Annotated in this window: 1 protein-coding gene; it reads right to left on the bottom strand. The window is 74.5% G+C overall.

What is annotated here, in order from left to right; all coding sequences use genetic code 11:
• Positions 1-108: 108 nt before the first annotated feature.
• Positions 109-1,443: DUF2252 domain-containing protein (locus LCE31_RS39610; protein ID WP_225023132.1), on the bottom strand; the 1,335-nt coding region annotated here is incomplete at its 5' end.

The following is a 1,443-nucleotide window of genomic DNA, read 5'->3' as shown; positions in this document are numbered from 1 at the left end:
AGCCCGGGCCTTCCGAACTCCTGGCCCGGCCCCTTCCGAACCCCCAGCCCGGCCCTTCCGAACCCAGCCAGACCCGTTCCGAACTCCTGGCCCGGCCCTCCGGGACTCCTAGACCCCCGGCTCGGCGGCGAGGCGGCCCGTCCGGATCGCCGCCGTCAGCTCCGCGTGGTCGGCCTCCGTTCGGTCCGCGTACGCCACCGCGAAGCCGGTGACGGCCTCGTCCAGTTCCCCGTTCTTGCCGCAGTACCCGGAAACCACCCGCGGATCGACGCTGTGCGCGTGCGCGCGGGCCAGCAGAGCGCCCGTCATGCGCGCGTAGTCGTCCATCTCGCGCGGCGGCAGCGCCACCGGGTCCACGCTGCCCTTGCGGTTCCTGAACTGACGCACCTGGTAGGGAAGTTCCCCCACGGTCGTCCAGCCGAGCAGCATGTCGCTGACCACCTGCATCCTCTTCTGCCCCAGGACCACCCGGCGGCCCTCGTGCGCGACCTCGGGCACCGCGAAGCCCGCGGCCGGCAGGTGCGGCGCCAGCGCCGACGGCCTGGCCTCCTTCACCTGGAGCACGAGCGGCTCGCCCCGGTGGTCGAGGAGCAGCACGACGTACGAGCGCGTCCCCACGCTGCCCGTCCCCACCACGCGGAACGCCACGTCGTGTATCGCGTACCGCGCGAGCAGCGGCAGCCGGTCCTCCGGCAGCGTGCCGAGGTATGCGCCGAGGGACGCGGCGACGGCCGCGGCCTCCTCGTCGGGCACGCGGCGCAGCACCGGCGGCGCGTCCACGAACCGCCGTCCGCGCCCCGCGCCGGCGTCCGGGGTCTCCTCGTGTTCCCGGGTGGCCTTCGCCGCGAACCGGGCGCTCGTGTTCCGCCGCGCCTTCTCCGAGACCCTCCGCAACGTTCCGGCCAAGTCCTTGGCGTCCGCGTGCGACACGAGCCGCTCGTCCGCGATCGCGTTCCACGCGTCGAGCGCCGGCAGCTTCGCCAGCAGCCGCATCGTGCGCCGGTAGGCACCGACCGCGTCGCGCGCCGCGTCCCGGCAGCCGCTCTCGGACACGCCCGCCTCCCGCCCGGCGAGCACCAGGGACGCCGCGAGCCGCTTGACGTCCCACTCCCAGGGCCCGCGCACGGTCTCGTCGAAGTCGTTGAGGTCGATGACGAGATGGCCGCGCGCGTCGCCGTAGAGCCCGAAATTTCCCGCGTGCGCGTCACCGCAGATCTGCGCGCCGACGCCGGTGACCGGCGTCCCGGTCAAGTCGTACGCCATGAGCCCGGCGGACCCGCGCAGGAACGCGAACGGGCTCGCCGCCATCCGCCCCACCCGTATCGGTGTGAGTTCCGGCACCCGCCCCCGGCCGGACTCCTCGACCGCCCGGACTGCGTCAGGCCGGCTCGCCGCGAACACGACGGAGTCGTGCGACGAGCGCGGCACCCGGTCCCGCAGTGC

It is taken from the genome of Streptomyces sp. 8L (assembly GCF_020176795.1).
GTDB lineage: Bacteria > Actinomycetota > Actinomycetes > Streptomycetales > Streptomycetaceae > Streptomyces.
This window is presented reverse-complemented; position numbering and strand designations above follow the sequence as displayed.